The organism is Glutamicibacter sp. NPDC087583, from assembly GCF_044743685.1.
GTDB lineage: Bacteria > Actinomycetota > Actinomycetes > Actinomycetales > Micrococcaceae > Glutamicibacter.
Map to the genome: position 1 here is coordinate 239,865 of NZ_JBIUWY010000002.1, position 25,762 is coordinate 265,626.

The 25,762-nt window shown below is 61.8% G+C and carries 26 protein-coding genes and 1 riboswitch; of the genes, 13 read left to right on the plus strand and 13 right to left on the minus strand.

Going from position 1 to position 25,762, the window contains the following annotated elements; translation table 11 throughout:
* Positions 1–8: 8 nt before the first annotated feature.
* Positions 9–1,292 (minus strand): deoxyguanosinetriphosphate triphosphohydrolase, encoded by a 1,284-nt coding sequence (locus ACIOU9_RS07290; protein ID WP_105657212.1) that lies wholly within the window; start codon positions 1,290–1,292, stop codon positions 9–11.
* Positions 1,293–1,369: 77 nt separating this feature from the next.
* Positions 1,370–2,554, minus strand: coding sequence for a tRNA dihydrouridine synthase DusB (gene dusB, locus ACIOU9_RS07295; RefSeq protein WP_105657211.1), 1,185 nt, complete (start codon positions 2,552–2,554; stop codon positions 1,370–1,372).
* A gap of 103 nt (positions 2,555–2,657) precedes the next feature.
* Between dusB and ACIOU9_RS07300 the strand changes: the two genes are divergently transcribed.
* The 6 genes from ACIOU9_RS07300 (at position 2,658) to ACIOU9_RS07325 (ending at position 8,802) form a co-directional block, all read left to right on the plus strand.
* The gene (locus ACIOU9_RS07300; protein WP_133833007.1) at positions 2,658–3,122 is read left to right on the plus strand and encodes a hypothetical protein; all 465 of its coding nucleotides are present in this window, start codon (positions 2,658–2,660) and stop codon (positions 3,120–3,122) included.
* Positions 3,122–4,768, plus strand: coding sequence for a DUF5671 domain-containing protein (locus ACIOU9_RS07305; RefSeq protein WP_105657209.1), 1,647 nt, complete (start codon positions 3,122–3,124; stop codon positions 4,766–4,768). The genes ACIOU9_RS07300 and ACIOU9_RS07305 overlap by 1 nt, the downstream gene beginning before the upstream one ends.
* A 135-nt stretch (positions 4,769–4,903) precedes the next feature.
* Positions 4,904–5,980 (plus strand): iron ABC transporter permease, encoded by a 1,077-nt coding sequence (locus tag ACIOU9_RS07310; protein ID WP_105657208.1) that lies wholly within the window; start codon positions 4,904–4,906, stop codon positions 5,978–5,980.
* Positions 5,977–7,023, plus strand: coding sequence for an iron chelate uptake ABC transporter family permease subunit (locus ACIOU9_RS07315; protein WP_105657207.1), 1,047 nt, complete (start codon positions 5,977–5,979; stop codon positions 7,021–7,023). The genes ACIOU9_RS07310 and ACIOU9_RS07315 overlap by 4 nt, the downstream gene beginning before the upstream one ends.
* A complete protein-coding gene (locus ACIOU9_RS07320; protein WP_105657206.1) occupies positions 7,020–7,820 on the plus strand; it encodes an ABC transporter ATP-binding protein in 801 nt (266 codons plus the stop codon). Before ACIOU9_RS07315 ends, ACIOU9_RS07320 begins: the two co-directional genes overlap by 4 nt.
* A 13-nt stretch (positions 7,821–7,833) precedes the next feature.
* A complete protein-coding gene (locus tag ACIOU9_RS07325) occupies positions 7,834–8,802 on the plus strand; it encodes an ABC transporter substrate-binding protein (protein WP_102598153.1) in 969 nt (322 codons plus the stop codon).
* A 78-nt stretch (positions 8,803–8,880) separates the two neighbouring features.
* Here the strand turns inward: ACIOU9_RS07325 and chrA are convergent, their stop codons facing one another.
* The 4 genes from chrA to ACIOU9_RS07345 form a co-directional block, all read right to left on the minus strand.
* The gene (chrA, locus tag ACIOU9_RS07330; RefSeq protein WP_105657205.1) at positions 8,881–10,086 is read right to left on the minus strand and encodes a chromate efflux transporter; all 1,206 of its coding nucleotides are present in this window, start codon (positions 10,084–10,086) and stop codon (positions 8,881–8,883) included.
* A 57-nt stretch (positions 10,087–10,143) separates the two neighbouring features.
* A complete protein-coding gene (locus ACIOU9_RS07335; RefSeq protein WP_353615990.1) occupies positions 10,144–11,157 on the minus strand; it encodes a DMT family transporter in 1,014 nt (337 codons plus the stop codon).
* Between the two features lie 79 nt (positions 11,158–11,236).
* A complete protein-coding gene (locus tag ACIOU9_RS07340; RefSeq protein WP_105657204.1) occupies positions 11,237–12,166 on the minus strand; it encodes a GNAT family N-acetyltransferase in 930 nt (309 codons plus the stop codon).
* A 6-nt stretch (positions 12,167–12,172) separates the two neighbouring features.
* Positions 12,173–13,558, minus strand: coding sequence for a glycine--tRNA ligase (locus ACIOU9_RS07345; protein ID WP_105657203.1), 1,386 nt, complete (start codon positions 13,556–13,558; stop codon positions 12,173–12,175).
* A gap of 180 nt (positions 13,559–13,738) precedes the next feature.
* Here ACIOU9_RS07345 and ACIOU9_RS07350 point away from each other — a divergent pair, with 180 nt between their 5' ends.
* Positions 13,739–13,969: an RNA-binding S4 domain-containing protein gene (locus ACIOU9_RS07350; protein WP_181148825.1), complete on the plus strand. Its 231-nt coding sequence runs from the start codon at positions 13,739–13,741 to the stop codon at positions 13,967–13,969.
* Here the strand turns inward: ACIOU9_RS07350 and ACIOU9_RS07355 are convergent, their stop codons facing one another.
* Positions 13,970–14,620: an alpha/beta hydrolase gene (locus ACIOU9_RS07355; RefSeq protein ID WP_105657201.1), complete on the minus strand. Its 651-nt coding sequence runs from the start codon at positions 14,618–14,620 to the stop codon at positions 13,970–13,972.
* A 333-nt stretch (positions 14,621–14,953) separates the two neighbouring features.
* On the opposite strand from ACIOU9_RS07355, the gene ACIOU9_RS07360 reads away from it, so the two are divergent.
* Positions 14,954–15,352 carry an SHOCT domain-containing protein gene (locus ACIOU9_RS07360; RefSeq protein WP_402696401.1) on the plus strand — a complete coding sequence of 133 codons (399 nt, stop codon included), beginning with the start codon at positions 14,954–14,956 and terminating at the stop codon, positions 15,350–15,352.
* A gap of 68 nt (positions 15,353–15,420) precedes the next feature.
* Positions 15,421–16,278: an SGNH/GDSL hydrolase family protein gene (locus tag ACIOU9_RS07365; protein WP_402472421.1), complete on the plus strand. Its 858-nt coding sequence runs from the start codon at positions 15,421–15,423 to the stop codon at positions 16,276–16,278.
* 82 nt (positions 16,279–16,360) lie between these two features.
* Here the strand turns inward: ACIOU9_RS07365 and ACIOU9_RS07370 are convergent, their stop codons facing one another.
* Complete coding sequence (locus ACIOU9_RS07370; RefSeq protein WP_105657197.1) at positions 16,361–17,506, minus strand: homoserine O-acetyltransferase; 1,146 nt, start codon at positions 17,504–17,506, stop codon at positions 16,361–16,363.
* A gap of 2 nt (positions 17,507–17,508) precedes the next feature.
* Positions 17,509–18,852 carry a bifunctional o-acetylhomoserine/o-acetylserine sulfhydrylase gene (locus ACIOU9_RS07375; protein ID WP_105657299.1) on the minus strand — a complete coding sequence of 448 codons (1,344 nt, stop codon included), beginning with the start codon at positions 18,850–18,852 and terminating at the stop codon, positions 17,509–17,511.
* 91 nt (positions 18,853–18,943) lie between these two features.
* Positions 18,944–19,063, minus strand: a riboswitch (SAM riboswitch).
* Between the two features lie 172 nt (positions 19,064–19,235).
* Between ACIOU9_RS07375 and ACIOU9_RS07380 the strand changes: the two genes are divergently transcribed.
* Positions 19,236–19,880, plus strand: a complete 645-nt coding sequence (locus ACIOU9_RS07380) for a VOC family protein (RefSeq protein ID WP_105657196.1) — start codon at positions 19,236–19,238, stop codon at positions 19,878–19,880.
* 61 nt (positions 19,881–19,941) lie between these two features.
* Here the strand turns inward: ACIOU9_RS07380 and ACIOU9_RS07385 are convergent, their stop codons facing one another.
* Both ACIOU9_RS07385 and ACIOU9_RS07390 read right to left on the minus strand, forming a co-directional pair.
* Entirely contained in the window at positions 19,942–20,358 is a 417-nt protein-coding gene (locus tag ACIOU9_RS07385; protein ID WP_332502608.1) for a GNAT family acetyltransferase, read from the minus strand.
* A gap of 18 nt (positions 20,359–20,376) precedes the next feature.
* Positions 20,377–21,159 (minus strand): CPBP family intramembrane glutamic endopeptidase, encoded by a 783-nt coding sequence (locus tag ACIOU9_RS07390; RefSeq protein ID WP_402696405.1) that lies wholly within the window; start codon positions 21,157–21,159, stop codon positions 20,377–20,379.
* Positions 21,160–21,255: 96 nt separating this feature from the next.
* Between ACIOU9_RS07390 and ACIOU9_RS07395 the strand changes: the two genes are divergently transcribed.
* Positions 21,256–22,101 (plus strand): phosphotransferase family protein, encoded by an 846-nt coding sequence (locus ACIOU9_RS07395; protein ID WP_402696407.1) that lies wholly within the window; start codon positions 21,256–21,258, stop codon positions 22,099–22,101.
* Between the two features lie 89 nt (positions 22,102–22,190).
* Positions 22,191–22,625, plus strand: a complete 435-nt coding sequence (locus tag ACIOU9_RS07400; protein ID WP_332498750.1) for a hypothetical protein — start codon at positions 22,191–22,193, stop codon at positions 22,623–22,625.
* 148 nt (positions 22,626–22,773) lie between these two features.
* Here the strand turns inward: ACIOU9_RS07400 and tpx are convergent, their stop codons facing one another.
* Complete coding sequence (gene tpx / locus ACIOU9_RS07405; protein WP_105657183.1) at positions 22,774–23,271, minus strand: thiol peroxidase; 498 nt, start codon at positions 23,269–23,271, stop codon at positions 22,774–22,776.
* 98 nt (positions 23,272–23,369) lie between these two features.
* On the opposite strand from tpx, the gene ACIOU9_RS07410 reads away from it, so the two are divergent.
* Positions 23,370–24,071, plus strand: coding sequence for a class I SAM-dependent methyltransferase (locus tag ACIOU9_RS07410; protein WP_402696409.1), 702 nt, complete (start codon positions 23,370–23,372; stop codon positions 24,069–24,071).
* 499 nt (positions 24,072–24,570) lie between these two features.
* On the opposite strand, the gene hutI is transcribed toward ACIOU9_RS07410, so the two are convergent.
* Positions 24,571–25,758, minus strand: coding sequence for an imidazolonepropionase (gene hutI, locus ACIOU9_RS07415; RefSeq protein ID WP_402696411.1), 1,188 nt, complete (start codon positions 25,756–25,758; stop codon positions 24,571–24,573).
* Between the last annotated feature and the right edge of the window lie 4 nt (positions 25,759–25,762).

Sequence of the window (25,762 nt, forward strand, 5' to 3'; positions counted from 1 at the left end):
ATTCCCTTCTAGAACAACTTTGCGTCAGGGGCTTCGCCCTTGACCAGATACGAGTGCCATTCGGTGGCTGAGACGTCAGTGAGCGAGGCGACCTGGTCAATCACCACACGCAGCTGGGCCGCTTCATCAGCGGCGTCTTCCCAGTCAGCTGCGAAGATCGGCTCCAGATTATCCCGGCCCGTTTCACAGAGCAGTTCGACCAGCTCGGTCAGCAGCGTGCGCTGATCCAGATAGAGCGGCTGGCGCACTTCCGAAGCCATCACGTAGCTGGCCGCGATGCCCTTCATCACGGCAATCTCGTGCTCGGTTTCCTCGGGCACAATCAGGTTCGCGTTATAGCGGGTGAGCTTGCCTTCCCCGAAGCGTGCCCGGGTGGCATCCATTGCGGCGGCGGCGAAGCGGCCAATGAATTGGCTGGTCATGTCCTTCAGCGCCGCCATGGAACGCCGTGAGCCGTCAAAATGCGAAACCCACTCATCGCTGATTTCCAGGCGGCGCAACGCCGCGTCGATGTCGGCCTCCCCAGTGGTCGGCAAGTACCAGTCCTTGGTCACCTGCAACGCGCGCTCGCGCTGCAGATCCTGCTTGAGCCAACGCAGTTGCAGCTTGCCGCCGACAATTGCGTCTTCCACGTCATGGACCGAGTAGGAAATGTCATCAGCCAAGTCCATGACCTGGCCTTCCATGCAGACTGCTCCGGCGGTGGCTTCCGGGACATTGCGCAACCAGTTGAAGACGGTGGCGTCATCCTCGTAGACACCGAACTTCTTGGTTTTCTTGCCGTTGACCTCTGGCGCATCGGTTTTGAGCCACGGGTACTTGCACGCTGCATCCAGGGAGGCCCGCGAAAGATTCAACCCGGCCGAATGCCCGTTGTGCCGGAAGGTCTTGGTTTCCAAGCGAGTGAGCAAACGCAAGGTCTGGGCATTGCCCTCGAATCCGCCTATGTCCTTGGCTGCCTTGTCCAGCGCCTTCTCGCCGTTGTGGCCAAAGGGCGGATGACCCAGGTCGTGCGCCAAGCAGGCGGTGTCGACAACATCCGGATCGCAGCCAAGGGCCGCACCGAGCTCGCGGCCCACCTGGGCCACTTCCAATGAGTGGGTGAGCCGGTTGCGCACGAAGTCATTCTGGTTCGGTGCCACTACCTGGGTCTTGGCGCTCAAACGGCGCAAGGCGGAGGAATGCAGCACGCGGGCACGGTCCCGCTCAAAGGCAGTACGGTAGGACTTCTTCGCTGGTTCAGGCACCCACCGCTGCTGGTCGGCTTCGGTATATCCGGGGATCTGAGTCATAGTTCCTAGTCTAGTAACTCTTTGCCGGCATTGAGGAGTTATCCACTAGTGGCGTAGCCGTGGCTATCCCGGGGTGGCTAGCCGCCGGAGATATCCAGCTCGGCGGCCTTGATCATTTCGCGGTGGGCATCGCTCATCACGCGGTTATCCAGCCAGCCGTCGGGGACGTGCGTCTTCTTCGGGTGGCCCGCACGTCCGCGGGTGCCTTCTGCGGCAACCCCCGGGTACGGCAGGTCCAGATCCAGCTGGTCCAGCAGTTCGCGCAGCACTGCCAGGGATGGCACCTGGGCCAGCTGCGAGCGGATTTCGCCGCCTACCGGGTAGCCCTTGAAGTACCAGGCAATGTGCTTGCGGATATCGCGCATGCCCTTGCCCTCGTCCTCGAAGAATTCGGCCAGCAGTTCGCCATGGCGGTATACGGTGTCGGCGACCTTGCGCACGCCCGGGCGGAAACGGTCTTCACGGCCCTCGAAGGCCGCCTGCAGGTCGCCGAAAATCCATGGCCGGCCCTGGCAGCCACGGCCTACCATGACGCCGGCGGCACCGGTCTGCTCAACCATTTCAATGGCATCCTCGGCACTGAAGATATCGCCGTTGCCCAGCACCGGCATGTCATCCATGGCTTCGCGCAAGGTCGTGATCGCGTCCCAGTCGGAGTGCCCCGCGTAGTACTGGCCGGCGGTGCGCGCGTGCAAGGTGACTGCGGCCGCACCGTGGTCCCGGGCAATTTTCGCTGATTCCAGGTAGGTCAGGTGGTCCTTGTCGATGCCGATGCGCATCTTCACGGTCAGCGGGATATCGCCCTTGGCGGCCTCTGAGGTCGCGGCTTCGATGATGGAGGTGTAGAGATCCGACTTCCAGGGCAGGGCCGAGCCGCCGCCCTTGCGGGTGACCTTTGGAACTGGGCAGCCGAAGTTCAGGTCAACGTGGTCCGCCAGGTTTTCGTCAACCACCATGCGCACGGCAGCGCGCACGGTGCCGGGGTCCACGCCGTAGATCTGGATGGAGCGGATCTCCTCGTCGGGATCGTGGGAGATGATGCGCAAGGATTCGGGGTTGCGTTCCACCAGTGCCCGGGCGGTCACCATTTCGGTCACGTACAGCCCGCCGCCATATTCGCGGCAGAGGCGGCGGAAGGCGCGGTTGGTCACCCCAGCCATCGGAGCAAGAACCACCGGGGTATCAATGGTCAGCTTGCCCAGCTGCAATGGAGGCAGCTTGAGGGTCGGGGTGTTGGTTGGCGCATCAGTCAGGGTCGTCACCCATCCATTATCCCGCACGAACGCAAAACAGTAACTGAGATCTTCATCAAATCTTGATGCCGAGGCGCTGGATTATTGTCCTGATGTGGACCAAAATGATGCAATGACAAGTAAATTTTCGGCGGCGCGGGTGGTTCTGCTGGCCCTTGCCGCCGCCATTGTGGCTTTGGTTATAGCCGCATTGCTCGTGGTTTCGCTGCGTTCGGCACCAGAGGTCCACGGGGAGAACACTCCGGAAGGGGTCGTGCAAAGATATCTGATGGCTTTCGAGGCCGAGGATTTGCCGGCCATGCAGGGCTACACCGTTGAAGGCCAATCCAGGACGCTGTGCTCTCCCGAACCCTATGCCCCGCAGCCGCTTGATGTGCAGCTGCTGCGCAGCAGCGTCGAGGAGTCCAGTGCTACCGTGCGCACCAGGTTCAATACCCGCGACGCCCAATTCCTGCCCTTGGGGAATCTGTCCTCATATGAAGAGGCGTTCGAGCTGCGCAAGATCGATGGAGCATGGCTGATTGACCGCATGCCGTGGCAGGTCGGCCTGTGCACCGCCGAGGAGATGGGTTACTGATGGCCGCAACCGCCCCGGCGTTCCACGTGCAAAGCAGCAGCGTGCTGCGTCCAGTGATCCTCCACGGCTTGCTGTTCGTGCTGTTGATGGTCTCGGCTACGGGCTTGTCTACGCTCTTTACCGCGCTCTTCCATGGTTTCGATTCCTTGCTGGTCAGCACCGAGCAGCTGGCGATGGCCTTCACCTTCACCCTGGTTGGAATCCCCTTGGCCTGGCTGTTGTGGCGTTCCATCCGCAAGCGCTTGGCCCGGCCGTCGGCCTTCGACTCAGCCATCTGGTCCTTGCAGGCCTCGGCCGCGTACCTTGCCACCCTGGCTGCCAGCAGCTGCGCCGCGCTGGCGTTCCTGGCGGGACTTGTTTCCGCAGCCCGCGACGGTGCATGGCAGTCGACGCTGGCGGTGGCCTTGGGCTGGGGCACGGTGTGCGCCTGGCAGCACCGCCAAATCACTTCATCGCGTACGGCACCGCGGCAATTCGCCCAGCTGGCGGCCACCGCGGGAAATTACTTCAGCATGGTGCTCTTCGCGCTTTCGCTGATTGCCACGCTGACGGTCGCGTTGGAAATCCTGGTCGTGCCGGAAAACACGCTGGTGGGCCCCACCGGCATGCCGAATCTGCTGATGGCGCTGGTCTGGCTGGCAGGTTCCTCGGCCCTGTGGTTCTGGCATTGGAAACTGCGCAGAGTCCAGAAGATGTCCAATCTCCTGAACAGCGTCCTGCTGGTTGTATTGGGCCTGGCCGCACCGGCGTTGGCGTTCCTGCTGGCGATCGCCGAGCTGGTTTCCTGGGTGTGGCCGCAGGCATGGACGGCGCAGGAACGCACCGAGCTGTTCCTCGACGGCGGTCCAAGCCTGCTGGCCATCATTGTGGCGGCCGCGGTTCTCTGGATTTACCACCAGTCCCAGCTGCGTTCCGGGCTGCACCCTGCCGCCGTGGTTGGCGCAGCGCACCTGGCGCTGAGCGGTGTCAGCCTGGCCGTGCTGGCTACCGGGCTGGGCATGGTGGTCAATGCGCTCTTCGCAGCACTCGGGTCCAGCGTCTCGGTGGGCTACTCCGCGGGTTTGCTGGGCCATGGTCTCGGCTTGCTCGCCTTCGGAGCCGCCGCATGGCTTTGGTACTTCAAGCCCTGGAAGCCCTTCCCGGCAGACTCGCGCAGCGCCTATTTGGTCCTGTTCTTCGGAGCCAGTTCCGTCGTCGCGCTGGTTTCCCTGCTGGTCTTCGGGTACCGGATTTTCGAGTTCTACCTGGAACCCGATTCTCGTCTTGATTCCCTCCTGGACACCGTTCGCGGCACGCTGGGCTGGCTGGTTGCGACCGCTGCCGTGGCCGGCTACCACTTTGCGCTGTGGCGTTCGGATAAGGATTCCAGAGCCGGTTCTTCCGGAGAATCCATTGCCTCTCAGGGGGCGATAACACGTCGAGCAGTGGTAATCGTTGGCCCGGCGGCTTCCGAGCCGATGGCGGCTCAGCTCAAAGCGCGCCCGGAGCTAGCGGTGACGTGGATGGCTTCGTCCGGCCCTGCATTGGACGACCGGGCCGAGGTGTCGGTGCTGGCGCGCATCGAGGAATACCTGGCAACTCATCATGATTCCTTCATGGTTCTTGCCGAAGCTGACGGGTCGGTGCGTTTTATCAATCTCGCCTAGTCGGAACGCATTCAGCACCAATTTGTAAATAGGTGCGTCTATTGTGACTTATTTTGCCCTAAACTAAAAACATCATGGTAGTGTGACTTTTTGTGCTCGCGATTCAGTGAGTGTTCCCTAATTACGGAAAGTCGCATGACCCTCCTTGCGCCGCATCAGCCCGCCAACAAGTCCGATCAAGCCAAAGCCGCCCATGGATCAGCAGGATTGGCCGCCAGCAATGCTTGGAAGTCAGCGGCGTTGGCCCTCTGCCTCGGCTTGCTCGCAGTCGCCCTCTTCGCGTCTTTGGGCATTGGAGCAAAGGCGATTGCGCCGCTGGCTGCCGGGCAGGCGCTATGGGGAATTGGCACACCCGAAACACTGGTGATCATCAACGAGCTGCGCCTGCCGCGCACCGCGATTGGGCTCCTGGCAGGAATGTCCCTGGCTGTTGGCGGCGCATTGATTCAGGCACTGACCCGCAATCCGCTGGCAGATCCCGGTATCCTCGGGGTCAATGCGGGCGCCGGATTCGCCGTCGTGCTCGCTGTGGCGTTCCTCGGCATCACCCACATTTCCCAGTACATCTGGTTCGCCTTCGCCGGAGCCGTGCTGGCCACCCTCGCGGTATACCTCATTGGATCGCGTGGCCGCGGTGGAGCGACACCGGCCAGGCTGACCTTGTCCGGCGTCGCACTGGGCGCCGTGCTGGGAGGAATTTCCAACGGGATGACCCTGCTCAACCCCGAGGCTTTTGACCGCATGCGCTATTGGGGCGCGGGAACCTTGAACAACCGCACCCTGCCCATGGTGGGCGTCATCGCCCCTTTCGTTATCCTGGGGCTGGTCTTGGCGGTGCTGTGCACCCGCTCGCTGAACACATTGGCCTTGGGCGATGAGGCCAGCCTCGCGCTGGGTACCAATATCGGCCTGACCCGCGCAGTGGTGATTGTGGCGGTCACCCTGCTCTGCGGCGCAGCGACCGCCGCCGCCGGCCCGATCGGCTTCGTGGGCTTGATGATCCCGCATATCAGCCGTTGGATCGTCGGACCGGATCAGCGATGGATCCTGTGTTTCTCGATGATCCTCGGCCCGGTGCTGTTGCTCGTTTCCGATGTGCTCGGCCGCATCGTTGTCCCGCCCGGCGAAATGCAGGTGGGGGTCGTCACGGCCTTGCTTGGCGCTCCGGTGCTGATTTGGCTGGTTCGGCGCAAGCAGGCTAGCGGACTATGAGTGCTGTGGATTTTGGCCCGGGCCACCGGGTACTGCGCATTGGACGCATCTGGTTGCGCGTGCAACCACGTCAGCTGCTTCTCGCCGCACTCCTCTCGGTGTTGGCGGCCGCCCTGGGCCTCTACGCGTTGGCCACTGGCGACTACACGCTGGGCTTGGGCGAAGTGCTCAATACCCTGGCTGGAGCCGGGGAGGCCAGCAGCCAGCGGGTGGTGCTGCAATGGCGGCTGCCCCGCGTTCTGATGGCACTGCTATTGGGCGCAGCGCTAGGCGCCAGCGGGGCAATTTTCCAATCCATGACCCGCAATCCCCTGGGTTCTCCAGACATTATCGGATTCAATACCGGTGCCTATACCGGTGCGCTGGCCGTCATGCTGGTCTTCGGCGGCGGGTATTTCCAGGTGGCACTCGGTGCATTGGCTGGTGGCTTGGCCACCGCGGCCGTGGTGTATGCCTTGTCCTTTAAGAACGGCTCTGAGGGATTCCGGCTGATCATCGTCGGGATCGCGGTCAGCGCGATCCTCGCTTCGGCCAACACCTGGCTGATCTTGCGCAGCGAGCTGGAGGACGCCATGTCCGCGGCCATCTGGGGTGCCGGCTCGCTGAATGCCATCGGCTGGGACCAGGCCATACCGGCCGCAGCGGTCGCGTTGCCTCTCGCGCTGGGCGCCATGGCCTGCACGCGCAGGATGCGCCTGCTGGAATTGGGCGATGACGCTGCTGTGGCGCTGGGCGTCAACACCGAATCCAGCAAGCTGTCCTTGCTGGTGATCGGGGTGGCGTTGACTGCCCTGGCCACCGCGGCGGCAGGCCCCATCGCCTTCATCTCGCTAGCTGCTCCGCAAATCGCGCGCCGGATCATGGGCAGCGCAGGCGTGTCGTTGGCTTACTCGGCATTGCTCGGCGCCGTGCTGCTGCTGGCCAGCGATGTGCTGGCCCAGCGCGTTTTGGAGAACACTTCCCTGCCGGTTGGCGTAGTCACCGTCAGCATCGGCGGGGTCTACCTGATCTGGCTACTACTTCGTGAGGCACGACGCCAATGAGCATGACCCATCCGCAGCTATCCGCCGACCGGCTCACCTTGGGCTACGGGCCATCGGCCATCTCCGAAAACCTCTCGCTATCCATCCCCCCGGGCTCGTTTACGGTCGTCATTGGACCCAACGCCTGCGGCAAATCGACCTTGCTGCGCGCCCTGTCCAGGGTGCTGAAGCCTTCCTCCGGCCAGGTCATCCTGGATGGCAAACCGATCCTGTCCCTGCCAGCCAAGCAGGTGGCCCAGCGGCTGGGGCTGCTGCCGCAGTCCTCCATCGCCCCGGATGGCATCACCGTTGCGGATCTGATCGCCCGCGGCCGCAGCCCGCACCAAGGCTTGTTCTCCCAATGGTCTGCCGCGGACGAGCAAGCAGTGCTCAGCGCCATGCACGCCACAGGCACCACCGGGCTCTCCCGGCGGCTGGTCGACGAACTATCCGGCGGGCAACGCCAACGCGTCTGGATCGCTATGGTACTGGCCCAGCAGACTCCTTTGCTGCTGCTCGATGAACCGACCACCTTCTTGGACATCTCCCACCAGATCGAAATCATGGAACTGTGCCGCAGGCTCAACGAGCAACAGGGCAATACGGTGGTTGCGGTGCTCCATGACTTGAACCAAGCGTGCCGCTACGCCACGCACCTGATCGCGATGAAATCCGGTGAGATCGTCGCCGCAGGACCTCCCTCGCAGATTGTCACCGAGGAACTGATCCGCGAGGTTTTCGCCTTGCCCTGCACCATCATCCAGGATCCCGTCTCGCACACACCACTCGTGATCCCGCTGGGCCACGAGGCCATCTAAGAAGGAAAAGAACATGCAACCAATGACCCGACGCGTCTTTTTCGGCGCAGCTTCGCTGGCCGCAGCCCTGGCCCTGGCCGCCTGCAGCCCGAGCACCCAGGCCGCTTCCCCTTCAAGCGGCGAAGCCAGCGCAGCGTGGAGCTTCACCGATTCCGGCTATGGAAAAACCATCTCCATGGATGCTGCACCGCAAACGCTGGTCACCGATTCCTATTCGGCTGCGGCACTCTGGGACTACGGCATCCGCCCCTCGGGCGTCTTCGGATACGGTTTGGACGAGTCGGGCAGCCTGGCCCTTGGCAGTGCGGATCCAGCAGAGATGACCATCATCGGCCAGGACGGAGAGTTCAGCCTGGAGAAGTTGCTTGGCCTCGACCCGGATCTGATCGTGGGCTTCGGCAATGCCGAAGGCACGGGCTGGACCTGGTGGGATGACAAGGTCCAGGCAGAGGCCACTGCCACGGCTCCATTCCTGGGCATCAAATTTGGCAACCGGCCTGTTCTGGAGGTCATCGAGGACTATGAATCATTGGCCAAGTCATTGGGTGGGGATATTGCGTCGCAGTCCGCCGCCAAGGCCGACTACCAAGCCAAACTTGAACAGTTGCGTGCCTTGGCCAAGGACCAGCCGTTGCGGATCATCGCGCTCAATGGGTATGACGACCTGTACGTCGGCCAGAAATCACTGGGCCAGCTGGCCCTGCTGGATGAACTCGGATTCGATATTGTCGGCCAGACCGAGGACAGCGGCTGGGCTTCAATGAGCTGGGAGAAGGTTGCCGATTACCCTGCCGATGTGGTGCTGAGCTATTCGGGCACCGCGCAGCAGGTCAAGGACCATCCCGTCTTCGCGTCTTTGCCAGCGGTAGAGGCCAGCCAGGTGGTCGAATGGGATGATAAGCGTCCGTTCACCTACAGCAGCTATGCGCAATGGTTCGACGAGCTGATCGCAGTGCTCAACACAGCCAAGAGCCTGAACTAGGGGCATTGCGCCGAGGTCCGGTACCCGGGGGCCACGAGGCGCACCGGGGTGCCGGCCCCAGCAGCTCACCGAGCCTGCCTAAGCCAGCACGCCCAGCAGCACTCCCCCGAGCGCACCGATGGCCACGACAATCCATGGGGCCATCTTCCAGGCGGTCAGCAAAACAAAGCAGAGCAAGGCCAGGACGAAAGCGGGAGCCGAAGTAATCGCCGAGGTGAAGACCGGGTTGTACAGTGCGGCGGCGAGCACCCCGACCACTGCCGCGTTGGCGCCATGCATGATGGCCCTGGCGGCAGGCCAGTGGCTCACCCGGTTCCAGAACGGCAGCACGCCGAGCAGCAGCAGGAAGCCCGGAAGGAAAATGGCAAGCAAGGCGATGAGCGCTCCGGCAGCGCCGCCGGGACCCGAGTCGACGAGGACGCCAAGGTACGCGGCGAAGGTGAAGAGCGGTCCGGGCATGGCCTGGGCCGCGCCGTAGCCGGCGAGGAATTCTTGGGAACTGATCAGCCCGGGATCCACGACTGCGCTTTGGAGCAGCGGCAGGACCACGTGCCCGCCGCCAAAGACCAGGGCGCCGGAGCGGTAGAACGCATCGATGAAGCCCAGCAGATCCCAGCCCGTTGCAAGGGCTGCCACCGGCAACCCGAAAAGCAGGATGGCGAACAGCGACAGGCAGCTGATGCCCACGGTCCTTGATACCGGAAACTGCATAGCCGCCGCTGCTCCGGCATCCTTGCCGCGGCACCAGAAATATCCTGCCAATGCGCCGAAGGCAATGGCCAGGACCTGCCCGAAGCTTCCGGCCAAAAGCAGCGCCGATCCGGCGGCGACAACCGCAATGGCGGCACGGGCACGATCCGGAGCCAGGTTCCTTGCCATGCCCAGTACCGCGTGGGCGATGATGGCGACCGCAACGATTTTCAGGCCGGCCAGCAGCCCGGTACCGATGGGACCGCTGAACAGCGAAGCGCCGAAGGCGAAGACCGCCATCACCACCGCAGAGGGCAGGGTGAACGCCAGGAATGCCGCCAGGGCACCGCGCATTCCGGCCCGGTGCAAGCCCAAGCCGAAACCGACCTGGCTGGATGCCGGGCCCGGCAGGAACTGGCTCAATGCGACCAGTTGGGCGTACTGCTGGTCATCGAGCCAGCGGCGGCGATCAACCAGTTCGGTGCGGAAGTATCCCAAGTGGGCGATGGGACCGCCAAAAGAGGTCAAGCCGAGCTTCAGGAAGACCTTGAAGACTTCCCTGGCCGAGCCCTGTGCCATGCGCTGTGGTTCCATGGATTCCAGCATAAGTCGTGGAGGAAAACGGAAGGTAAACAGCGATAGCGCGCCACGCTAATTGCGTGATGCCACCGGGATCCGGGGGCTGGTGCGCTTCGCGTTCCGCGCTCCTGAGATCGAGGCCAGGCCAACAGCGAGCAGTGTCAGCAAGGTACCCATGACAGTTGCGGCGGTGACGGACGACCCGGGAGCCGGGAAGAAAACGTCCAGGAGCAGCGAGCCCACCAGCTGGCCGCCAACGGCCGCGAGGCTGGTGACCAGCACTCCGAGCCGCTTGACCACCAGGGCGGTGATGCCGACGAACAGGCAACCGAGCAGTCCGCCGATGTAGTACCACCAGGTGCCTGGCAGCGGGTCCAGGCCGATGCCGGCAGGCAACCGCACCAGCATCACCATCGCCAGGACCACGAACCCGACGGCAAAGTTCACCAGGGTCGCCGCCGTGGCGCCGCCATAAGCCGCCGCTTGCGCGCCGTTGGCAGCTGCCTGGAAGCCCATGAGCATGCCGACGGCTGCCGAAAGCGCCATCGGCAGGAGCAACGCGGAAAGGTCCGCGTCGGCTCCGCGCGGACTGACCGCCCAAACCACGCCGATAATGGTCAGCACCACGCCGAGGATGCGCAAGGCATTGATCTTGCGCGGCGCGGCCCCGCCAAAGCCCACCCGGTCCATGAACATGGAACCGATTGCCTGGCCGGTCACCAGGCAGACGGTGAACAGCGCCACCCCAATGAGCGGCACCGCGGCGGCCTGGCTGAAGACAATCAGGGCACCTACCGCGCCGGCCACCAGGTACCAGCGCGGGAAACGGCCCTGGGCCAAGGCGCGCGGCACTTGCGCCACCGAGCCGCGCACCGCGGGAACAAAGATGGCCAGCAGTACCAATGCCGCCAAACCGACACCGAAGCTGATGGTTGATGCCGCGATGGCGTCCCCCAGCTTCGCGCCCAGCGCCCCGTTGATGCGAGACTGCACGCACAGCAGCAGGCCCGAAGCGATGGCAAGCAGGATGAACAGGATCTTTCCGCCGGAGCGGACCTGCGCGGTCATGGTGGTGCTGGTGGTCAACGGAGTTCTTTCACGAAGTGGAGGCTGGTGCAGAATGGCAAAAACGGGACCCGCCAGGCGGGTCCCGTTCTTGCTGGCATTACTTCGCCGCGTCGCTGGCGAGGATATGCGTCGTGGATATGACGGTGGCCTGGTCAACCACGGCCAACGCATCAATCAGCGAGGAGAGGATGAACATCGACGAGTCGACTTCCAGCTTCACCGGGTACTGGTGGATCAGCATGGCGACCATGTCGCGCACCGCTTCTGCCACTTCGTCATCGCTGAAGGCCGGGTTGTGGCCTACCAGCACGTCGGTCGGGGCGTTCTCGCGGGCGGGCACGTAGCTGACCGCGAAAGCCAGCGGAACACCGCCCTCGCGCTTCGGCTTGTCGCGCAGCACCAGGGCGCCCTGCGCGCCGGTGTGCTCGTCGAGCAGCATGCGCTGCGCCGAACCCACGGTCATCTTGGCTGGATCCCAACCGGTGTGCACCGCGTTGTAGAAATCCATCACCAGCTGGGTCAGCTCGACACTGCCGGTGGACAGGTCCTCGATCACCCGGTCATTGGTGTCGAAAACCGGTTCAGCCAGAGCCCCCGGCTCCAGGATGACATCGCGCGAGACCTGGATTTCTCCCAGGCCCAGCGACTGGCAGAAGCCAGCCGCCGCGGCAGCAGGATCGCCCGCGGTCACCGTGTAGCGGGCCTTGAGCTCCTGCGCCTGGCCGGCCGGGATCTGCTTGCGCAGCTGTTCCACCAGGGCGGTGCCAACGCCGGACCGGCGCTGCTCGGCGGCTACCTCGACATAGAGCCACAGGCGCTGCGGATGCAGCGAGGAAGCGAACACCACCCCGGCGCCGATAGCCACCTGGTCAACGGTGGCTACCAGAGTGCGGGAGAACGGTGCATCGCTGTTTTCGCGCAGCATGGTGCGATCCTGGTGGGCCTGCGGGGAACGCGGGTCGCCGAAGATCTGAAGCAGCTGGAGGTCGTCCCCGGAGCGCCACAGGCGGAATTCCAGTTCGTTCATCGGGCTCTAGGCTCCGTTCAGGCGCTCGGAAAGGTAAGCGGTGACCTGGTCCAGGGAAACACGTTCCTGGGACATGGTGTCGCGTTCGCGGATGGTCACGGCCTGGTCCTCGAGGGTGTCGAAGTCCACGGTGATGCAGAACGGGGTGCCGATCTCATCCTGGCGGCGGTAGCGGCGGCCAATGGCACCGGCGTCATCGAAGTCGATGTTCCAGCGCTTGCGCAGCTCGGCAGCCAGGTCCTTGGCCTTCGGGGAAAGGTTCTCATTGCGGCTCAGCGGCAGCACCGCGGCCTTGACCGGAGCCAGGCGCGGATCGAGCTTGAGCACGGTGCGCTTGTCCACGCCGCCCTTGGTGTTCGGTGCTTCGTCCTCGGTGTAGGCATCGACCAGGAAGGCCATCATGGAACGGGTCAGGCCGAAGGAAGGCTCGATCACGTAGGGGGTGTAGCGCTCACCGGTGGCCTGGTTGAAGTAGGACAGCTCGGAGCCCGAAGCCTTCGCATGGCTGGACAGGTCGTAGTCGGTGCGGTTGGCAACGCCCATGAGCTCGCCCCACTCCGAACCCTGGAAGCCGAAGCGGTACTCGAAGTCGATGGTGCCGGCCGAGTAGTGCGCGCGCTCGTCTTCTGGCACGTCGAACTGGCGCAGGTTCTCTTCCTTGATGCCCAGATCCAGGAACCATGCCCAGCAATCCTTGACCCACTGGTCGAAGAAGGCGGGGGCATCTTCCGGAGCGGTGAAGAACTCGATTTCCATCTGCTCGAACTCGCGGGTGCGGAAGATGAAGTTGCCCGGGGTGATTTCGTTGCGGAAAGCCTTGCCGATCTGGCCGATGCCGAATGGCGGCTTCTTGCGCGAGGCGGTGAGCACGTTGGCGAAGTTCACGAAGATGCCCTGGGCGGTCTCCGGACGCATGTAGGCCAGGCCGGCTTCGGTATCCACTGGGCCCAGGAAGGTCTTCATCAGGCCGGAGAACATCTGCGGCTCGGTGAACTGGCCCTTGGTGCCGCAGTCAGGGCAGGCGATCTCGCTCATCCCGTCCTTGGCCGCACGGCCCTTCTTGGCCTCGAAAGCCTCGATCAGGTGGTCCTGGCGGTGGCGCTTGTGGCACTGGATGCATTCGACCAGCGGGTCGGTGAAGGTGGCCACGTGGCCCGATGCTTCCCAGACAGCCTTGGGCAAGATGATCGACGAGTCCAGGCCAACCATGTCCTCGCGGCCGCGAACGAAGTTCTGCCACCACTCGCGCTTGATGTTTTCCTTCAGTTCGGTGCCCAGGGGACCGTAATCCCATGCCGAACGGGAACCACCGTAGATTTCACCAGCCTGGAAAACGAATCCTCGACGCTTTGCGAGGGAAATAACCTGGTCTAGCTTGGACTGTGGCGCCATATCAACTCCAATGGGAATTACGAGGCCGCTGGTTGCGGTCCGTAGAAAAATACATACCTACCAAGGGTATCGTTTCCGCGGCCTGCAGACGAAGCCGAATCAGGTAACGCCGACGTGAACTTCCACGCCTTTGGCCGATTCTAACGATGCAGCGCGCTTATTTAGGGAAGAATGGAAGCCATGAGTGCCAACGAAGCTTTTGACCTAGAAATCCGCGACGAGTCCATCCGCTTGGGCCAGTTGCTCAAGCTTGCCTCCCTGGCCGAGGATGGCATCCACGCCAAGGAAATGATTTCCGACGGAATCGTCACCGTCAACGGAGAGGTGGACACCCGTCGCGGGGCGCAGATCCGCCCCGGCGACGTGGTGTGCGTGAATGGTGAATGCGTGAAGGTCACCGCGCAGCAGTAGTCAGCTTTTCCCCAGGACGACCCTGTTGAGGAACTCGGCCACATCCTGCAGTTCTTCCATGCACACCGAGTGGCCAATCTGCCGGTAGGTTTCACTGGCCAATTCGGTGTGCCCCGGAACCCACCCCAGGGTGTATTCGATCTTGTCCCGGGTGATCACCGGGTCAGCCAGGTCGCGGCCCCAGAACAGCGGCAGCGGCTTTTCTGCCAGCTTCGCGTCGTCGAATATATCCAAGGGCCCGGGATCCACTGCGAAGCCCGAGAGCCCGACGACGGCTTCAATGGAATCGGGCTGGTAGCGTGCCAATGAAGTGGCCATGGCCATGCCCTGGGAGAAACCGAGCAGGGTGATCGAGGAGTGCTGCTTTACCAGCGGTTCCAGCAATGCCCATAGCGCTTCGACGCTGCGTGCCACCGACTCGATGGAGTAGTCGATTTCCTGGGTCAGCGGGAACCAGCTGTACCCCGGGCCTGCTTGGAGCGGTGCGCGCACCGAGAGGTAAGTGAACTCTTCGGGCAGATGCTGCGAGAGCCCCATGAGGTCTTGTTCATTCGAGCCATAGCCGTGCAGGAACACCAGCAGCGGAGTTCCAAGGCGGGATTCGTCGTTACGGGAGATGATGGCCACTGGAGCCTGGTCCGGGATAGTCATAGTTCCCCAAGACTATCGAACAGGACCTCGCTAGCTCAGCGCTTCCGCGGCCCGATTCCATCAAGTCCCCGGCCACCGGCGATGGCAGCGCCCGGGTGCAGCAGAACTTCCCCGTAATCACCGTCGAATCTCCTGAAGGCGTTGGCCGGCACTATCCTGGAACCATGGTCTTCCAAGGCCTCGAAATCCAGTTGACATGTTACAAGATTATAAATCTTCAAAAAATTGCCTAGCTTTTCAAGTTTTTCGTGTTCAACTGGACCAAGGGCCTCACGGTCCTCCGGAACGCCGCTCTCGCCGGACGAGACAGCGACAGAGTTAGGAATAGGCGCCATGGACGAAATTGAATACAGCGAAGATATTCCGGGGCAGCTGCAAGAGGATCTCGATAGTTTCGGGTACATCGAACCGGACCCGGGAAGCGCTTCGTCCCTATTCGATAACGTGGACACCGTATTTTCAGTCGGCGCTCCCCTGTTCGCCATGCTCTTTATCGCCGTTATCGGATTGATCATCTTCGTAGCGGTGCGCAATTACCGCAAAGCCAAGAGCGCCGGTTTTGATCCGCTGACCCTGGAAACCGAACTGATGGCAAGAGCCGCTAATTCAGCTATGCTGGCGCCGGAAAAATCCCTTGAGGACAAGCTTGCCGAACTCGATTCCCTGCACTCGCGAGGAATCATTACCCGCGACGAGTACTTGCAGGCGCGCCGGGACGCTTTGAGCGACTAGCACGGCGGTTCATGGAATCATCCTCGGGAATGATTGACTATAAGTTACCCTTTGGTAACAATAGATTCGTGCCAAACGATTCTGCTTCTGAACCATCAACATCCGCCAATGCCCCACTGCATCCGTGGCGCCGCTATGTCGCCATTGGGGACTCGTTCACCGAGGGCATCGGCGACCCCGACCCGTCGAGCACCGGCCGCCACCTTGGCTGGGCCGACCGCTTGGCCCATGAGCTCAGCCGCACCGTCCCGGACTTCTCGTATGCCAATCTCGCCATTCGAGGCCGGCTGATTGGCCAGATCGTTGCCGAACAGCTCGATCCCTGCATTGACCTGAAGCCCGATCTGATCTCGCTCTGCGCAGGCGGCAACGACGTCCTGCGCCCGGGCGGGGATCCAGACAAGATTGCAGATATCCTCGACAATGCGGTAGCCAAGCTCACCGATACGGGTGCCACGCTCTTGCTCTTCACCGGGCCCGATATTCGCGATACCCCGGTTTTGGGAAGCATCCGAGGCAAGGTGGCGATCTACAACGAAAACGTGCGCACCGTAGCCGCCCGCCACGACGCCATCGTGGCGGACATGTGGGCCTTGCAGGAGTTGCACCAATCCCAGATGTGGGCACCGGATCGCCTGCACTTCTCCCCCGCCGGGCACCAGCGCATTGCCGCCATGGCACTGGACTCGCTGAACGTCGCGCATCCGCTGGACACCGAAATCGTTCCGGCCGTGGATGAACGCAGCTGGCGGGAAGCCCGCAAGGAGGATCTGCAGTGGGCGCGTGAGCATCTTGCTCCCTGGGTATTGCGCCGCCTGCGCCACCAGTCCTCCGGCGACGGCATCACCCCGAAGCGGCCCTCGGCCACGCCGTTTGCGCAGACCAAGCCAAACGACTCGCTCGGCGCCGGCGACAGCGCCAAGTAGTCACGAAAAGCCTGAAGCAGTTCCACCGATTACTGGCGGAACTGCTTCAGGCTTTGAAATCTTCCCGAGCCCCTTCCGGGGCTCAGTCTCCGAACACCAAGGTCCGAAGCACGCCGTCGAGCTGCGTGGCGTCGGTCAGGAATCCATCGTGGCCAATCGGCGAATCAATGTAGTGCACCGGTTTTGGCTTGGCCAGCGACGAGGCCAGCTTCACTGACTGCTCAGGAAAGTACAACCGGTCAGTGGTTACCGCGGCAACCACCACGTTGATCTTCGCCAGTCGCGCCAAGGCGGCTTCCAGGGATTCATGGCCGCGAGCCACATCATGGCTCATCAGCGCCTCGGTGAGCACCAGGTAGCTGTTGGCGTCGAAACGATTCACCAGCTTGCTGGCCTGATGGTCAAGATAGCTTTCCACCTGGTACCGCCCGCGAGGCCCCTCGAGCAGACCCGTCGGCTTCTCGCCATCCTGCGGGTTGCGCGAGAAACGGGTTTCAAGCTCGGCCTCGGAACGATAGGTGATGTGGGCCAGGCGGCGAGCCAAGCCAAGACCGGCGTCCGGGCGGGCATCGTTGCCGTAGTAGTCGCCATTGCAGAAGTGCGGGTCCAACCGGATGGATTGGGTTTGCACCTGTGCAAAGGCAATTTGCTCGGCAGTCGCCTGCGCGCTCGAGGCCATCACTACGAGATTCTTGACCTGGTCGGGGAACTCGACGGCGTATTCCAACGCGCGCGCACCGCCCATCGAACCGCCAATGACCGCATGCCAGGAATCAATTCCCAGTTTCTTGGCCAGCCGCGCTTCAAGGCGCACCGAGTCCTTGATGGTGACGAAGGGAAAGCTCGAACCGTAGGGCAGGCCCTGGTCGCCCAAGGACGAGGGGCCGGTGGAACCATTGCAACCACCCACCATGTTGATGGACACGACAAAGTACTCATTGGTGTCAACCGTGGCGCCGGGGCCTACGAGCTCTTCCCACCAGCCGGCGCTTTGCGAATCGCCTTGCGCAACGTGGGCGTCACCGGTGAGCGCATGCATCACCAGCACCGCGTTGGAGCCATCAGCTGCTAGCGTCCCCCACGTTTCATAGGCCAGCACCACGTCCGGAAGGAATCCACCGAATTCGAAGTGGTGCTCCCCCACGGACTTACGGCGCAAAATGCCGTCTTGCCCGCCGGCGAGCTCTTCGGCGCGCAGAGTATCTTCAGTAGTCACAATGGATGCCATGCCTAGAGGGTTTCCTGCAGTTCCTTGTTCTCGAGGGCTGCAACTGCTTGGAAGCCCAGTTCCAGATCGGCCAGAATATCCTTGATATTCTCCAGTCCAACGCTCAGCCGCACCAGTCCCGGGCTCACGCCGGCCGCAACCTGCTCAGCTTCGGAGAGCTGGGCGTGGGTGGTGGAGGCCGGGTGGATGACCAATGAGCGCACGTCGCCGATGTTCGCGACATTGGAGTGCAATACCAGTGCGTCCACGAAGGCCTGGCCGGCTTCCGAACCGCCCTCCAGTTCGAACGCGATGATCGAGCCGGCGCCCTGATCGCTGTACTTCTGCGCACGCTCATGCCAAGGCGAGGACTTCAGGCCTGCGTAGGCGACCTTCTGCACTTCCTCGCGGGCTTCGAGCCAGTTGGCAACTTCTACGGCATTCTGGCCGTGGCGTTCAATGCGCAGCGACAAGGTTTCCAGGCCCTGTGCGATCAAGAACGCGTTGAACGGCGCAACCGAGGAACCCAAATCGCGCAGCAACTGCACGCGGGCCTTGAGGATGTAGGCCAGATTGGCGCCCAGGATGCCGTTGACACCCAGGTCGCGGGCGAAGACCAGGCCGTTGTAGGACTCGTCCGGGGTGTTGAAGCCCGGGAAGCGGTCGGCGTCCTTGGCGAAGTCGAAGTTGCCCGAGTCCACGATGACACCGGCAATGGCACTGCCGTGTCCGCCGAGGAACTTGGTGGCTGAATGGATCACGATATCCGCGCCCCACTCGATCGGGCGGATCAAGTACGGGGTGGCCAGGGTGTTGTCCACCAGCAGCGGCACGCCAGCTTCGTGGGCGATCGCCGAGATGCCCTCGATGTCCAGGACGTCCTGTCGCGGATTGGAGATGGTTTCCCCGAAGAAGGCCTTGGTGTTCGGACGCACCGCGGCGCGCCAATCATCCAGGTTGTCCGGGTCGGAAACGAAGGTGACCTCGATGCCCAGGCGCTTGAGCGTGTGCTTGAGCAGGTTCTGGGTTCCGCCGTACAGGCTGGGGCTGGCCACCAGGTGGTCGCCGGCTTCGGCCAAATTCAAGATGGCGAAAGTGGTGGCAGCCTGTCCCGAGGAGAGCAGCAGTGCTCCAACGCCGCCCTCCAGGTCAGCGATGCGGGTTTCCACCGCGTCGGTGGTCGGGTTGCCGATACGGGTGTAGATCGGCTCCAGTTCCTGCAGCGCGAAACGTGCAGCAGCGCTCTGGGCGCTGGGGAAGACGAAAGAGGTGGTTTGGAAAATCGGGAGAGCCCGTGCCCCGGTCGTCGGATCCGGGGTCTGGCCGGAGTGGATCTGACGGGTTTCAAATGACCAGTTATTGCTCATGGTTTCCTCCAAATAGCGTTTCATGACTATGGGGGTACGCCACTGAAAAGACACCGACAGGAAGCACCATATCGTGACGACTTCCAGGGGTAACCCGCGCTTGTCCTTGATGCCTTGTGCGTTCAAGGGCCAGGTCTTCACCCGGGGCACCCCACCGCGGTTGGAGGGTTGCCGCCCAGTAAGCCGGGGCTTGTTACTGGGACTCATGACCTGGTACCAGTTTGCCCGAAAACCGAAGATTTTTGCAACGCAAGGGCTGGTGATTGGACTCAATCGGTCATATTTCGCGAATATTGCAGGTTCATCGCAGAGTATTCGATAGCATCACGGAACTTAGGTGTGCCTAAGTAGAGACTCGCATCACATGTTGTCATGATGGGCACATGATGAGGCTAGATCACGTAAGTTATGCATGCGGCCCGGACGGGCTGTTGCCAACCGCTGAAAGAATCTCCGAGTCCCTTGGACTGGAATTCGTCAAGGGCGGCGTGCATCCACGATTCGGAACACGCAATGTCATCTTCCCGCTCAAGCATGGCCAGTACCTGGAGGTGGTTGAAGTCCTGAACCACCCGGCCAGCGACAAGGCACCCTTCGGACAGGCGGTTCGCGCCCGTTCGGAGCTCGGCGGCGGCTGGATGGGCTGGTGCGTCTCGGTGGAGGATCTATCCAGTGCCGAGGACCGCTTGGGCCGCAAGTCGGTGCCGGGCAACCGGAAGTTCCCTGATGGCCGCGAACTGACCTGGCAGCAGATTGGCATCAAGGGCCTGATCGCCGATCCGCAGTGCCCGTACCTGATTTCCTGGGATGAAGGATCCGAGGAGCTGCATCCGTCCAAGGCGCTGGAACCTGCCGGCGCCATCAGCCAGATCTCCATCGCCGGCTCGCGTGAACGGGTGCTGGATTGGCTGGGCCAGCCGCAGAACGTCAATTTGGGCGCTGTCACCATGCAATATGAAGCGCCGAATGGCACTCCGGGCATCATGTCGGTTACCTTTGAGACCGAGTCCGGAACCGTGGTGCTGTAAACAGTTCCGCAGAGATCGCAAGTAGGCGGGGACAATGGCGTCCCCACCTACTTTCTTTTCCTTAAGGCCGGTCCAGCCGCTTCCCCAGGACCACGACGTGCTGATCTTCGAAGCCCAGTCGTTCATAGAAATCGATGACGGCAGAGTTCTCCCCGCGGACCATGAGCTGCACCTTGGGCACGCCGCGATCCCGCAGCCACAGGACAGCAGCATCCACCAGCGCCCTTCCCAGGCCGTTGCCCTGCCGGCACGGATCCACCGCAACATAGTAGAGCCAACCTCGGTGGCCATCATGGCCAACCATCGCAGTAGCCATGAGTTGATCGTTCTCAACGATGGACAGCACCGTGGAAGTAGGCTCGGCCAAAGCCCGTCGGGCGTCGGCGAGCGCATCATTCCACGGACGAGTCAGCCCAGTTGCTTCCCACAATTCAACTGCTTGGCGAAGGTCCTCCTCGCGCAGCACGGTAATCTGCATTGGCTCAGCTTACCGGCGCTACTGGCCGATTCCGATGGCCGGCCCGACCAAGGCGTATCCCACGAAGCCGATGGCATCGAGCAGGAAATGCGCGATGACCAGCGGCATCACCCGCCCGTACTTCTGGTATACCCAGCCGAAGACGACGCCCATGAGCATATTGCCGATCATCGGCCCCACCCCCTGGTACAGGTGGTAGCTGCCTCGGATCATCGCAGAACCAATAATGGTGCTCCACAGGCCCAGCTTCAATTTCTTGGCGTAGGTGAACAGGAATCCGAGCATCAGCACTTCTTCGAGGATTGCATGACGTGCAGCCGACAGCAGAAGCACTGGGACGCTCCACCAATAATCGCCAAGATTCGCTGCTGACAGTGCCGTGGTGACGCCCAGTGCCCGTCCAGCGGCATAGACGCCCAGCGTTCCCACTCCCATGGCCAAGAACATCCCCGCCCCGAGCAGTGCGTCCTTGCCCGGCTTGCGCATATCGAAACCGATGTCCCGGATGGTTCGTCCGGTCGTGCGCTTCATCAGGTAGAGCGCCAGCACGACGGGTACCAAGGCAAAGAAGATGTCCAGCAGCTGGTAGGAGAAATCAAAGAACTCGCGGGTGCTCAGCGGGTTGTTCAGCGATGTAGTCTGCTCGCGCAGTGGTGCTCGGGTGACCTTGTCGGCAAAGCTCAGCAGCGAGTAGACCGCGCTTTGTCCCAACGACAGGGCAAGAACCAAGACGATCTCGAATTTGAGGGTCTTGCGGGTTGCTGTCTGCTTAACTTGTTCAGCGTTCACGTTTCCGATCATAGGCTGATCTGGCTGTGCGCGTACTGAGCAGCCACGTGGCAAACCTGCGATAGCCTGAGGTTGAGACCACCAGCAAGCTGAACGAGAAGAGTGCGAGTGAGCCGTCCTGCCACCATTGGAGAACTGCAGATTGCCCGTCAGCTCTGCCCCGATCTTTCCTGGGAAGATGCGGCGGTGAACGAAGGCGGACAATTCCACAAGGTGGTCATTGGCAATCCGCAAGCGGTGATTCGCATGGCGCGCACGCCAGCGGCCACGGAGCAGATGCCCCGTTCCGTCAAGCTGCTTTCTTTGCTGGAGGGCCAGCTCAACTACCAGATTCCGGTGGCGGTCTCCGAGATCCTGCACGTCGACGGACTCAGCTCCGTGGCCATGTCTTTCATCCCCGGCAGCGCCCATGAACCGCATTACGGGGATCCGAAGGTGCTGGGACAGCTGGTCAAGGATTTGGCCGAGCTGCCGCTGGAGCCGATCAGCGAGCATCTGGCCAAACCGTTTTCATTCCGTGGCGAATGGACCCAGGCCAGGCAGCAGCAATGCTTCGATGCGCTGCCCGAGGAACTGCGAGGGCCTGCTACCGAGCTCTGGGCCCAGCTCGATATCCTGGCGCAGGTTCCTGCGGGCTTAGTCCATGGCGACTTGGCCGGCCACAACATGCACTGGATCGGCGAGAAACTGGTTGGCATCTTGGATTGGGATCTGGCCGCTGCGTGGGACCCGGCTTTGAACACCGCTTACCTGAGCCTGTGGCATGGATTGGAAATGGCGGATTTGATTGCTCCCAGCGCAGAGGAAGCATACCGGGCCAAAATCTGGTTGGGCCTGATGAGTCTTGAACGGCTATCGGATACGCTCTCGCGCACCGACAACCCGAAAATGGGCAAGCTCATGCGCAAGATTGGTCCGCGCATCCTCACCGCTGCGCAGACGGTAAGGAGGTGAGCTCCTCGCTAACCATTCATCCCGTCGCGACAGCATTCTCACCAACCAGAATCCGATATCGAACTGTAGCTTCCTAAGCGAGGAAAAATATGACCCTGAAAAACGCATTCGCTCTCATTGCCCTCGTTGGAACTTCAATGGCGTTCACAGGTTGCTCCGTCAGCGATTCCAGCAGTCCCCCTCCACCAGGTACAGATTCGATGATGCTGCTGCAAGACCATGATCTGGCTGCCATCAGCACAGAAATTGATAGGAAGGACCAAAAGATCTCTCTTGCCATACCGCTCCGCGGCGGCGATTATGAGGTTGCGCTCGAATGCTCGGGCGAAGACATGTCGTCCAGCATCGCATGGCAAAGCGATGAGAAACGGGACAAAGGAGAAATCAGCGTTCCCTGCACCCATGAAGGCGCAAACGCCCGCGAAGAGATTTCTCTAAACGGCTACTCAAGTTCGCTCACTTTCGTCGCAAGAGAGTTGCAAGGACACGAACTTACGGTATCAATTGCCTCAAACGCGACTTAGCACTTGATGATGATCCCTCCCGATGTCTTCGTCTATCAGGATTTAGCGAAACATTATTTTGTTCAAACGCGTTGAAAAAGCAAAATGCCCACCCGAGCACGATGCTCAGGTGGGCATTTCGGCGTATCGTCTCCGATGCGAGGAATATTTAGTTCAGTGCTGAGATGGCTGCATCGTAGTCCGGCTCGGTGGTGATCTCCGGGACGATCTGGTTGTAAACAACCTGGCCGTCTTCATCCAGGACAACAACCGAACGGGCCAGCAAGCCAGCCAGTGGACCGTCAACCTGGGTCACGCCATAGTCCGAACCGAAGTCGGAACGAAAGACCGAAGCAGCGGTAACGTTCTCGATGTCTTCGGCACCGCAGAAGCGTCCCAGTGCGAATGGCAAGTCAGCAGAAACGCACACCACGGTCGTGTTCTCCAGGCCGGCAGCCAATTCGTTGAAGCGACGCACGCTGGCAGCGCAAACGCCGGTATCAACCGACGGGAAGATGTTCAGGACAACGCGACGGCCAGCCAGCGATTCGCTGGTGACATCTGCAAGGCCGGTGTCGGTGAGAGTGAAAGCTGGAGCCTGCGAGCCAACGGCCGGCAGATCACCAATAGTCTGTACAGGGGTTCCCTTGAAAGCAGTATTAGCCATAGGTCTTGTTTATCATGAATGCCTAATCCGGAGCTATATTTTCTGCCTACTAGCGCAAACAAGTCGCTCACCTCTCGTTCCTATGCAAAACTGTGGACATGGGCCCCGACTACGATTCATACGCAGCGAAGATGCGTGCTCAGACCCTTGACGGCACTGATTTGGAAGTAGTCGCCCGTTTCACCGACATGCTCTGCCGCCGCAATTCACGAATTCTCGATATCGGTTGCGGGGTAGGCAACACCGTCAACGCCTTGCGCCGCTTGGGACACCGTGGCTACGGCATAGATCCCACACCCCAAGTGCTGGATGTAGCTGCAGAGCTATTCGACGGGAGCTGGTTCCGGCAGCTATTGGCGAACCAGCTGGCCCTGGGCTCATTGGACGAGCATGACCTGCCAAGGACGTACGACGCCATATTGTTGACCGGTAATGTGCCTGCTTTCATTTCTCGCGATGAACTGCGAGGCATATTCAACTTAGCCGATCAGGTGCTCAGCGTCACGGGCGTACTCGTTGTCGGAACCACCCGCCATGCCAACGGCGGACCGGAAGACCAGGACGAACTCCGCGAAGGAACCTCGCTGCAGCTCGTGCAGCGATTCGCCGATTGCCATTTGGCTCCCTACCGTTCTGGCTCCCAATGGTCGGTGAGCGTGTACGCACGCACCGGTCAGCGTTCAGGATTCCAGAGCCCAGATGGAATATTCATTCTGCCCCCTAGCCTCGTGGCTATTTGCGAAACGCCGCCAGGTATTCAACAGTCGGCAAGCTTTTCAAGGCCTGGAATCGCTGCCTAAATGCGACCGCTGTTTCGTAGCCAACTGACTTCGCAAGGGAAGCTGCCGTTTCATCGGTTTCCACGAGCCGCCGGCAAGCCTCTTTTATTCTCAGTGACATTGGGACAGTGGGCATCCCGAAGCAGAACTGTGCTGAGCCAAGCGGGGAGAATTGCCCATGGCTCCGGGCACAAGACGCTAATTCCCCAGCGCTAGGAAGCTACCGGTCCGGGAAGGCACGGAGGCTTGCCTCGATCTCGCCAGAAGCCGCCAACAATCGTCGGGAATTGGGAGTAGCGGACCTGCGTGGCCAGCAGGGGCAGGCATTGAAGGCTTCTCATCGCTTCCATCGAGCAGTCGGACAGAATGCAGCGTCCTAGTTTTGCTTACGGCTTGGACTGCTTCAATCCGCAGCACGGCTCGGGGCCGAAGAATCCTTGCGGCCGGATTCCTGCCGTCCCTATCCCCTTCCCTGGGCGCGCGCGATCCAGACAGATTTTAAATGGGCTCCTGCAAAGATCTAGATCGCTTTGCCGGCCCGATACACGCTGTGGGTCAGGTTCATCCCGGGACGGTACGCCAGATGCGCAGCAACTGGAGCGTCAAGAACATGCAGATCCGCGCGCTTGCCGATCTCAATGGATCCCACTTGGTCGGCAACCCCCAGCGCGAGCGCCCCGCCGTAGGTTGCCGCCTCGATGGCTTCAGCCAGGGTCAGGTCCATTTGGAGCACAGCAGTAGCCACGCAGAAGTTCATGTTGCTCGTGTAGCTGGTACCCGGATTGCAGTTGCTTGCCAGTGCGATTCGCACGCCTGCATCGAGCAGTGCACGGCCCGGTGCCAACGGTTGCCGTGTCGACAGGTCGCAGGCGGGCAAGCAGGTGGCGACGGTGCCCGCAGTCCCTGTTCTTGTTGCCGTGTCCCAGCCAGCCCAGCTTCCGGCGAGCGCCTGAAGGTCCTGTTCGTCCAGGTAATTCACGTGGTCTACCGAGTGGCTGCCGAACTCTACGGCCAGCTTCACGCCCGGCCCTGGACCCAGCTGGTTTCCGTGGACCTTGGTTGCCAGTCCCTTGTTCCTTGCGGCGTCCAGGACCCGGCGCGACTGTTCTTCGGTGAATGCGCCGCGTTCGCAGAAGACATCCACGAAGTCGACGTAGGCCGCCACGGCATCCAGCATCGGTCCGGTGACCAAATCGGTGTAGTCATCGGCATCCCATCCTGCCGGTACCAGGTGAGCGCCCAGGAAAGTCAGGGAATCGACCAGCGGCTTGCCCAGCACCGAATGCCGGGTCTCTTCTTCCAGTGCCAGTCCGTAGCCGGTCTTGGTTTCCATCCAGGTGGTGCCCATCGCAAGAGCTTCACGGCGGCGATCAGCCACGAGGTCGGCCAGCGCCTTGTCCGAGAGCTGCCCGGTGGCCGATGTGGTGACCGCGATGCCTCCAGCGGCATAGGACTGGCCTGCCATGCGGGCTACGAACTCCTCGGCGCGGTCGCCGCCGAAAATCAAGTGGCTGTGGGAATCAACCCAACCGGGCAGCACCGCACGGCCGCCCAAATCGATCTCGTGTCCTGCAGCAGGTGCATGCGCCATTTTGCCGATCCATGCAACCAGTCCGTCCTCGATCAGCACCGCCGCGTCTTCCAACACGCGGCCCTTCGCGTCAACCGTAGTCAGCTGTCCAATGTTGGTAAGCAACAAGGTTGCCATGAGC